The sequence below is a fragment of the Commensalibacter sp. A3DC genome (genome assembly GCF_047307945.1).
Classification (GTDB): Bacteria; Pseudomonadota; Alphaproteobacteria; order Acetobacterales; family Acetobacteraceae; genus Commensalibacter; species Commensalibacter melissae.
The window spans coordinates 46,619-55,839 of record NZ_JAXOQA010000003.1 but is presented as its reverse complement, the minus strand read 5'-3'; the positions used below and the strand labels follow the sequence as shown (position 1 = coordinate 55,839).

10 protein-coding genes and 3 tRNA genes are annotated in these 9,221 nt (G+C 39.3%); 7 read left to right on the top strand and 6 right to left on the bottom strand.

Translation table 11 applies throughout. The features are described 5' to 3' along the window. Positions 1 to 91: 91 nt before the first annotated feature. The 4 genes from U0839_RS00815 to U0839_RS00800 form a co-directional block, all read right to left on the bottom strand. A tRNA-Thr gene (locus U0839_RS00815) sits at positions 92 to 166 on the bottom strand. A 309-nt stretch (positions 167 to 475) separates the two neighbouring features. After that, positions 476 to 1,006 (bottom strand): transcription termination/antitermination protein NusG, encoded by a 531-nt coding sequence (nusG, locus tag U0839_RS00810; protein ID WP_110438580.1) that lies wholly within the window; start codon positions 1,004 to 1,006, stop codon positions 476 to 478. A 7-nt stretch (positions 1,007 to 1,013) separates the two neighbouring features. After that, positions 1,014 to 1,208 (bottom strand): preprotein translocase subunit SecE, encoded by a 195-nt coding sequence (gene secE / locus U0839_RS00805; protein ID WP_110438579.1) that lies wholly within the window; start codon positions 1,206 to 1,208, stop codon positions 1,014 to 1,016. Positions 1,209 to 1,314: 106 nt separating this feature from the next. Further along, a tRNA-Trp gene (locus tag U0839_RS00800) sits at positions 1,315 to 1,391 on the bottom strand. Positions 1,392 to 1,576: 185 nt separating this feature from the next. Here U0839_RS00800 and U0839_RS00795 point away from each other — a divergent pair. Further along, positions 1,577 to 1,650: transfer RNA gene (locus tag U0839_RS00795), tRNA-Gly, on the top strand. A gap of 438 nt (positions 1,651 to 2,088) precedes the next feature. Here the strand turns inward: U0839_RS00795 and U0839_RS00790 are convergent. After that, on the bottom strand, positions 2,089 to 2,271 hold the full coding sequence (locus U0839_RS00790) for a hypothetical protein (protein ID WP_155565926.1): 183 nt from the start codon (positions 2,269 to 2,271) through the stop codon (positions 2,089 to 2,091). 840 nt (positions 2,272 to 3,111) lie between these two features. Between U0839_RS00790 and U0839_RS00785 the strand changes: the two genes are divergently transcribed. The 6 genes from U0839_RS00785 (at position 3,112) to atpC (ending at position 8,698) form a co-directional block, all read left to right on the top strand. Continuing rightward, positions 3,112 to 3,363, top strand: coding sequence for a hypothetical protein (locus U0839_RS00785; protein WP_413549874.1), 252 nt, complete (start codon positions 3,112 to 3,114; stop codon positions 3,361 to 3,363). A gap of 268 nt (positions 3,364 to 3,631) precedes the next feature. Next, a complete protein-coding gene (gene atpH, locus U0839_RS00780; protein ID WP_122124050.1) occupies positions 3,632 to 4,219 on the top strand; it encodes an ATP synthase F1 subunit delta in 588 nt (195 codons plus the stop codon). After that, on the top strand, positions 4,219 to 5,757 hold the full coding sequence (gene atpA / locus U0839_RS00775) for a F0F1 ATP synthase subunit alpha (protein ID WP_155565925.1): 1,539 nt from the start codon (positions 4,219 to 4,221) through the stop codon (positions 5,755 to 5,757). The genes atpH and atpA overlap by 1 nt, the downstream gene beginning before the upstream one ends. Positions 5,758 to 5,769: 12 nt before the next feature. After that, on the top strand, positions 5,770 to 6,687 hold the full coding sequence (locus U0839_RS00770) for a F0F1 ATP synthase subunit gamma (protein WP_110438575.1): 918 nt from the start codon (positions 5,770 to 5,772) through the stop codon (positions 6,685 to 6,687). Between the two features lie 80 nt (positions 6,688 to 6,767). Further along, positions 6,768 to 8,240, top strand: a complete 1,473-nt coding sequence (atpD, locus tag U0839_RS00765; protein ID WP_110438630.1) for a F0F1 ATP synthase subunit beta — start codon at positions 6,768 to 6,770, stop codon at positions 8,238 to 8,240. Between the two features lie 29 nt (positions 8,241 to 8,269). Further along, positions 8,270 to 8,698, top strand: coding sequence for an ATP synthase F1 subunit epsilon (gene atpC, locus U0839_RS00760; protein WP_155565924.1), 429 nt, complete (start codon positions 8,270 to 8,272; stop codon positions 8,696 to 8,698). A gap of 12 nt (positions 8,699 to 8,710) precedes the next feature. On the opposite strand, the gene queF is transcribed toward atpC, so the two are convergent. Then, positions 8,711 to 9,178 (bottom strand): preQ(1) synthase, encoded by a 468-nt coding sequence (queF, locus tag U0839_RS00755; RefSeq protein WP_155565923.1) that lies wholly within the window; start codon positions 9,176 to 9,178, stop codon positions 8,711 to 8,713. Between the last annotated feature and the right edge of the window lie 43 nt (positions 9,179 to 9,221).

Here is a 9,221-nt window from a genome sequence, read left to right as displayed (position 1 = left end):
AGTTTTATATTATTGTCTACTATAACGTCAGATTATTAAGTCAAGTCGGATCACGTTAAATTATATTTAGAAAATGATTTTATTATGTTCATGGTGCCGACACTCGGAATTGAACCGAGGGCCTACTGATTACGAATCAGTTGCTCTACCCCTGAGCTATGTCGGCGTGGTTTTTGTTTTATATAGGAGCTTTATTTATTCTTCAAGAGTGGAGGGTGAAATTTATTAAGAAATATGAAAATGAAGCTTATTATAGAAATTTTTTGGATATAAGATTTGTTTTATTAGGCTTATTGATCAATCACTATTATAAAAAAAGAGATTTTGTCTCAATGGATCTTATTTAAGTTTTATGAAAAAATCAGAATTTAGTAAAAATGGTTCTGAATATTTGGATAAGTCAATAAGGATGCAAAAAATGATAATGGGAAACGAAAAGCTGTTTTATATTGTTTTGCATCCAGTATTTAAGGGACTAAAGTTTTTCCACCTGATTATATTCCAGATCAACAGGTGTAGAACGTCCAAAAATGGAAACACTGACTTTTAGTCGACCTTTTTCAGTATCTATTTCTTCAATAACACCATTAAATGAAGTGAATGGCCCGTCGGAAACGCGAATTTGCTCGCCAACCTCAAAGTCTACAGAAGGACGCGGACTATTTGCACCTTCTTTGGCTTGATTAATGATATATTCGGCCTCTGCATTGGAAATTGGGGATGGATGCATTCTGTTTCCAAGAAAACCCGTAACCTTGGGAGTATCCTTGATTAAATGCCATGCCTCATCAGTCATCTCCATTTTGACCAGAACATAACCAGGGAAGAATTTACGTTCTGTTTGGACTTTCTGGCCACGTTTAACCTCTATGACTTCTTCTGAAGGGACAAGGATTTCTTCCACTTGGTCAGTTAAACCTTTTTGTTCAATCTGTTCTTTAATCTGTTGAACAACCTTTTTTTCAAAACCAGAATAGACATGAATGACGTACCACCGTTTTGCCATAACTGGTTTACCCTCCTAGGCCAAATAAAATCCGTATTCCAAAGCCGATAGCCTGGTCCACGATGAAAAAGAATGCAGAAGCACCCGCAGCCATTGCCAGAACAGCGGCGGTTGTGACTAATGTTGTACGACGTGAAGGCCAAGTTACCTTTTTGGCTTCAGCACGAACCTCATTTAGAAATTTCGTGGGATTGACCGGCACGAAATACCTTCCCTACATAAAATGATCCTAAAATACTATGTTAAATTATTATAATATATCAGGATGGGTTGAAAACAAAATGAATGTTTGTCATTCATATTTAATTTGGCAGGGGTGGAGGGTCTCGAACCCGCAACCTCCGGTTTTGGAGACCGGCACTCTAGCCAATTGAGCTACACCCCTGCAAAAAATTTGATATGAATAGATCAGAACCATCATATCTATTGATACAAGAAAAAGCAATGGAATGGACAGAAAGTCAAGTAAAAAATGAATAAAAATTATTTTTTATAAAAATGATAAAAAAAAGCTTGATTTGGGAAGAAAAATCATTAAAAGTTTTTTCAGACTCAATCGAGCATTATCAAGCGGGCGTAGCATAGTGGTAATGCAGTAGCCTTCCAAGCTACCGAGGAGGGTTCGATTCCCTTCGCCCGCTCCATTTTCAAATTTTCAGAATTTCACTGAATTTAGCTGCGTTCAACCGTATCATGATGCGCTCACATCTAAAATTGGTTGGGAAATGTAAAATGAATTCATTTTCGAGGATTTTCCTCTGCGACTGGCAATTGTTGCCGGCTTCTGGATGGTTATTGATAGACATAAGCTGGCTGTGAGTGATACTGAGACGATAATTGGGTTATATCGCTACTTTACTGTCATGCTCATTATCTGGACATTCAAAATAAAATCAACGTTAAAAACTTATGCTCAAATGAGTTTAATTTAAACTGAAAATGAATCCATTCTGCATATTTATTTTTGGTATTATATTGTATATTGCAATAATGATATGGAATCAGAGCTATAAAAATTAATATTATTTATAGTCAGAAAATAGCTGGATACGATGCTAGAATTTTTTTGGAGGTTCAATATCCTACGTTCCAGGCGGTTTGCGAACCTGATCCTTTGATTGCAGCATTAGATGCGCTTTGCGCATACGCATTTCTAATAACATTTTTTGAGGTGTCGTATTAGATAAATAACTAAATTCTTTTCTGAATTTCGTCTTACGATAGTTTCTGTCCGTTTCTTTTTGACTGCGGTGATATAATGCCAATTAGTTCGGATAAAAGGCAAGGGCTATGGATATGTAAAATTAATTGGTCTATACCGGCTGAAGAAGAATTGAGATGGCGTATTAATTAATATCGAGGTGTGAGATAGATTGGCGTGTGATGTTTTCTGATGCAGCAGCTGATTTAATTGTTCATTTCCTAACAGTGAGTTGGCGCCTTTTCGCCGAGATATACTGGTACATGTGCTAATAATAATCCGTAAAATCAAGTTTCAGAGCAATAAAGCAGATTTCAATCTATGGTGAGATGACCTTGGCACATCAAGTGTTGAGCATCATGATTTATATACAGTTGACTTGAGTATAGTGAATAATTGTGAGGTGTTCTTAACAACGTTAAACTTGATGAAAAGTGAATGAATAGGTGAAGAAGGACGTGGTTTTATCCAGATGATGAAAAATTTGATCCTGACCGTTTGGTAGTTGTCATTTTTATTTAGTTCACTAGATAAAAATTCAACGGGCTTAATTAATTGTGCGGGGATTTTTAATGCCAACGTATGAATATATGGAAAATAATATAGCATAGAAAATGTTTTTATTATAAATATAGCCAGATTTGTATTATCGGACTTATTATTTTCACACTGGTTATGATGACACGGTGATTATCGTGATAGCAGATAAAACCGAATAGCAATTTGAGTATTATCTTATATTCTCGTAGTATGGCGTGTTAAATACAGAGGTTTAATAATAGCTGATAACTATTTTTTTTAGCAGTAATCGCCATCTAGTGCCTGTGACGATTAAAGATTGCGGCAGTGTTTAGGTAGAATGTTCCCGCATTACGATTTGTTTCTCTTATCCCGTTCAGGCCCTATGAAAAGCTTATCGGAGTATTTATCGAAACGCGCATGTTCTGCCAATTTGGATGCATTATCCGATCCGTCGGGATTGAGTGGGTCAAGATCAGTTGTAATTTTATCGTGCTGCCCTGTGTCCAAACTGGCTGAGACAATAATGTTTATCGGAACAGGCTTTTATTCGTCGGCATTGCATAGACTGCCAATAACGGGTAAGAAAATGATTTATTTATATCTTTGTCGACACATTAATATTGATATCCAATAATTGTTATTTTTCCTTAAATAAAAATATTTTTTACTAAAAATTATATTAAATCGAATTGATCGTTTGAATGATTGTCGGTATAACAATCATTCTGTATGACTTGAGACAAATTTATTTTTGAAAAATATTTTTGTTTTTATTATTGATTTACTTTAAAATATAGGCTTTTAATAATATCATTTTGGACTGTAAAACCTTTGCTGAAGAGGTAAAATGAAGCGGGTGAAGTTTCAATTGCATTTTAGTGAACGATGAGAGAACAAGCGAAGTGAATACCGATGCAACACATGCTGCGCTTGCAGCTTCCGCCTTTACGGCAAATAATCTTAAGGGGCGATATGCTACCGCGTTATATGAATTTGCTGAGGAACAGCATGCTTTAAATGAGGTGATTGCAGAGGCCGAGGGTTTGTTAAAAATTATTTCTGAAAATGAAACATTGAGAAATGTTTTAAATAACCCTTCTTTGGATACTGTACAAAGCAAAGCAATAATGGCTGAGTTGATGAATCATTGTGGATTCAGTCAGATTTTGCAGAATTTTGTAGGTGTGGTTGCAAATAATCGAAGACTTGCTGATTTAAAATCTTTTTTAATGGCATTTTTTGCTTTGGTTAATCTTCGTCGTGGCATTACTGCTGCTGAAGTCATTACAGCTTCTCCTTTAACGGATATGCAACGTGCCCAATTAAAGGATCGTTTTTCCCAAGCAGGGTACAATAAAGTAGATATTCAAGAGCGTATTGATTCAAAGATACTAGGTGGAATTATCGTGCGTATTGGGTCAAAGCTCTACGATGCTAGTCTTCAATCACGTCTTAATCGCCTATACAATGTTATGAAGGGAGCCGCGTGATGGAAATCCGTCCCGCAGAAATTTCGGACATCCTTAAAAAACAAATTGCGTCCTTTGATAAAGAATCTGACATTGAGGAAACAGGAATTGTTCTGTCTGTTGGTGACGGTATTGCATTGGTTTATGGCCTGCAAAACGTTATGGCGGGGGAATTGGTTTCTTTTGTCAACAGCAATTTGACCGGGATGGTTTTAAATCTGTCAATCGACCATGTTGGTGTTGTTATTTTTGGTGACGACAGTCAAGTTCGTGAAGGGGACAACGTTACTCGTACAAATCGGGTTGTGGATGTGCCTGTTGGTAAGGGATTGTTGGGTCGTGTTGTTGACGGATTGGGAAATCCGATTGATGGAAAGGGGCCCTTGAAAGATGTCGAACGTCGTTTGGCAGATGTTAAGGCTCCCGGAATTATTCCGCGTCAATCCGTATGTGAATCAATGTTGACCGGGATCAAGGCTATTGATGCTCTGGTTCCAATTGGGCGTGGACAGCGTGAATTAATCATCGGTGACCGTCAAACTGGCAAATCAACAATCTTGGTTGATACGATGATTGCCCAAAAAACCATGAATGCTTTAAAGGATCCTAAGCAGACTCTTTATTGTATATATGTGGCTATCGGTCAAAAACGCTCCACTGTTGCACAGGTTGTTCGCACGTTGGAGGAACAGGGTGTAATGGATTACTGCATTGTGGTGGCCGCAACCGCTTCAGATGCTGCGCCAATGCAATATATTGCACCTTATGCCGCCACGGCAATGGGTGAATATTTTCGTGACAATGGTATGCATGCATTGATTAGTTATGATGATCTGTCAAAACAGGCTGTAGCTTATCGTCAAATGTCCCTTTTATTGCGTCGTCCTCCTGGACGTGAGGCTTATCCTGGCGATGTATTCTATTTGCATTCTCGTCTCTTGGAACGTTCTGCAAAAATGTCCGATGAACGTGGTGCAGGTTCATTAACTGCCTTGCCTGTTATTGAAACACAGGCTGGTGATGTTTCTGCATATATTCCTACCAACGTTATTTCCATTACAGATGGTCAGGTTTTCTTGGAAACAGAATTATTTTATCGTGGTATTCGTCCTGCGGTTAATGTGGGGACTTCAGTTTCCCGTGTTGGATCAGCGGCACAAAGCAAAGCAATGAAACAGGTTGCCGGCAGTATTAAGCTGGAGCTTGCCCAATATCGTGAAATGGAGGCTTTTTCTCAATTTGCTTCCGATCTTGATGCATCGACCCGTAAGTTGCTTGAACGTGGCTCAAGATTAACAGAATTGTTAAAACAGCCCCAAAATTCTCCCTATACCATGGAAGAAGAGGTCGTTGTTTTATATGCGGGTACCCGTGGTTACACTGATGAAATTCCAGTAAACAAGATTCAGGAATTTGAGCATCAATATATTGAATCCATGCGTTCTACCGGTATCGAAATTCTTAATGGAATTCGTGATGCACGCCAGATCACTAAGGAATTGGAAGAAAAATTGGCAGCATTCCTGAAAAAATTTGTTGCACAATTCAAACAGGCTTAGGGAACTTTGTGAATGGCTTCTTTAAAAGAATTGCGTGCTCGTATAAATAGTGTCAAATCGACAAAAAAAATAACGAGTGCTATGAAAATGGTTGCGGCAGCCAAAATGCATCGTGCTGAGCGACGTTCTCGTCAGGCTCAGCCTTTCGCTATGGCGATGCAGCGTATTCTGGTTAGTTTGAAGCAGTCTTTGGATGGTCGTCCTAGTCTGCCTGCATTGTTAACAGGTACTGGTAAAGACAAGGTTCATCTTATTGTTCCAATGAGCAGTGATCGGGGTTTGGCAGGTGGATTTAACAGTAATATAAATCGTACATTACGCAATATGGTCAAACGTCTACAAGAACAGGGAAAGACTGTTAAGATTTTTCCTGTTGGCTTGAAAACGTATGTATATTGCCGTAGTGAGTTCCCCAATCTTATCATCGGACCTGAACATGTCGATTATCGTTTGGGTAACGTTGAATATCAGTCCGCAGACCAGATCGCTGCCTATATCGAGTCTTTATTAGAAAAACAGCGATTTGATGTTTGTACTGTCATTTACAATAAATTTAAAAATGTGATGGTTCAAACACCAATGGAGTTGCAGCTTATTCCATTGGAGCTTGCCGTAAAGGATACGGATCGTAAAGACGGTGCTGAGCAAAAAAACAGTTCAGGATTACGAGATCAGGCAGATTATCTGTTTGAGCCTGAGGCGGAAGATGTATTGCATCGTTTGCTTCCGGAAAATTTGAGAGTTCAGATTTTTGCGGCAATGCTTGAAACAAATGCTGGTGAACAGGGTGCTCGAATGACTGCAATGGACAGTGCGACACGCAATGCCGGAAAGGCTATTGATAAGTTGAGTTTATATTATAATCGGACGCGTCAGGCCAATATTACTAATGAACTTACTGAAGTTATATCGGGTGCGAATGCTGCCTGATTGTTATTATAAATTATACTATACTGCTAGGAGCTGACCTTATTATGTCGGATACAGCAATTAATGAAAGTAATGCAACAATGGGTGATTCAGAAGCGGGGAATCAAGAAAATCAGGCATCTAAAAGTAATTCTGTGGGAAAAGTTACAGAAATCAAGGGTGCTGTTGTTGATGTGCAGTTTACAGGGGAGCTTCCTTATATTTTAAATGCGTTAACATGTAAGGTCGGGGATCGTACGCTTGTATTGGAAGTTGCACAGGAAATCGGTGATAACCAAGTGCGCTGTATCGCCATGGATTCAACAGATGGTATGGTTCGTGGAATGGAAGTGATTAATACGGGTAGCCAGATTTCCGTTCCTGTCGGGCCTGAAACACTGGGTCGTATTTTGAATGTTATTGGTGAACCGATTGATGAAATGGGTCCTGTTCATTCTGCCAAGCGGATGCCAATTCATCGCCAGGCTCCTTCATTCGAGGAACAGGGTGTAACAACTGAAATCCTGCAAACCGGTATCAAGGTTGTTGACCTTCTTTGCCCTTATTTACGGGGTGGTAAAATTGGTCTGTTCGGGGGTGCCGGTGTTGGTAAAACCGTTTTGATTCAGGAATTGATCAATAATATTGCGATGGGTCACGGTGGTGTTTCAGTTTTTGCTGGCGTTGGTGAACGAACCCGTGAAGGAAATGACCTGTATCATGAAATGATTGATGCAGGTGTTATCAAGATTAATGAGGGTAAAACTGACGGCTCAAAAGTTGCTCTTGTTTATGGCCAGATGAATGAGCCACCTGGAGCCCGTGCGCGTGTGGCGTTATCCGGTCTGACGGTTGCAGAATATTTTCGTGATGAAGCTGGACAGGACGTATTATTCTTTGTTGATAATATTTTCCGTTTTACCCAGGCTGGTTCTGAAGTGTCTGCCCTGCTGGGTCGTATTCCTTCCGCCGTGGGATATCAACCGACATTGGCAACTGAAATGGGTGCATTGCAAGAACGCATTACCTCTACGCAAAAAGGTTCTATCACTTCTGTTCAGGCTATCTACGTGCCTGCGGATGACTTGACGGATCCCGCGCCAGCAACAACATTTGCTCACTTGGATGCGACAACAGTTTTAAACCGCTCAATTGCTGAATTGGGTATTTATCCTGCTGTAGATCCTCTGGATTCAACTTCACGTTCCTTGGATCCTCGTATCGTTGGTGAAGAACACTATGAGGTTGCGCGACGGGTACAGGAAATTCTGCAAAACTATAAATCTTTACAGGATATTATTGCAATTCTTGGTATGGATGAGCTTTCCGAAGAAGACAAAAAGATTGTTGCACGGGCACGACGTATTCAACGTTTCCTATCTCAGCCTTTTCATGTTGCTGAAATCTTTACCGGAATGCCAGGTAAATTGGTGGCAGTAAAGGATACAGTCCGTTCCTTTAAAGAAATTGTCGATGGAAAACATGATGATTTGCCAGAAGCTGCTTTTTATATGGTAGGCACTATTGAAGAGGCAGTTGCAAAAGCCGAAAAAATGAAACAAGAAGAAAAATAAACGGTTAAAAGCCATAAAGGAAAATAATAATGTCAATCAAACTTGAAATTATTAGTCCCGAGAAAGTTGTTCTTTCTCAGGCAGTGGATATGGCTGTTTTACCTGCTTTAGAGGGGGATATTGCCGCAATGGAAGGTCATGTCCCAATGATTTTTCTTCTTCGTGCTGGAGTGATTGATCTTTATCAGGACAATAAGGTTATCCATCGTCTGTTTGTTGAAGACGGGTTTGCCGAAATGCAAGAAAGTTGTTGTACTGTTCTTGCCAAACAAGTCAGAAAATTGAATGAACTTTCTGAAGAGGAAGGGATCAAGCGTTTGGCAAAATTGCAGGAAGAGTATAATAGGGTTTCAGGTACCAATGATACTGATAAGCAACGTGAGTTGATTGACAGAATGCAGGGAGCCAATGCTATTATTGATTTGGCTGTTTCAGGTAAACATAACCAAACCCTTTAGTAATGAAAGATATTATCTGCCACGATAGGCAGGAACATCTTGTGAAGGAATCCATATATTTTCGGGAGGTGTGCTGGTTTGCCAAAAAACATCTATAGGCATTCCCCCTCTTGGATACCAATATCCACCAATTCGTAACCATATTGGGTCAAGTAATTTTGTCAGTGTGGTTGCGATTTCAACTGTACAAGCTTCATGAAAAGCTCCATGGTTTCTAAAACTTGCCAAATATAATTTTAGTGATTTGCTTTCGACAATCCATTTATCTGGAATATAGTCGATTACAAGATGAGCAAAATCTGGCTGTCCGGTAATTGGGCATAATGATGTGAATTCTGGTGCGGTAAAACGAATAGTATAATCATATTCCGGATAAGGGGCAGGCACTTTTTCAAGTTTTGCTTCGGATGGAGATTGAGGTAAAGAGGTATTTGCCCCAAGCTGGGTCAGGTAGTTTTTAAGTTCTTTGGTATCATTCATTGTTTTACCTTTTACTGTAAGGTTGAATATAACATTTTTGAAT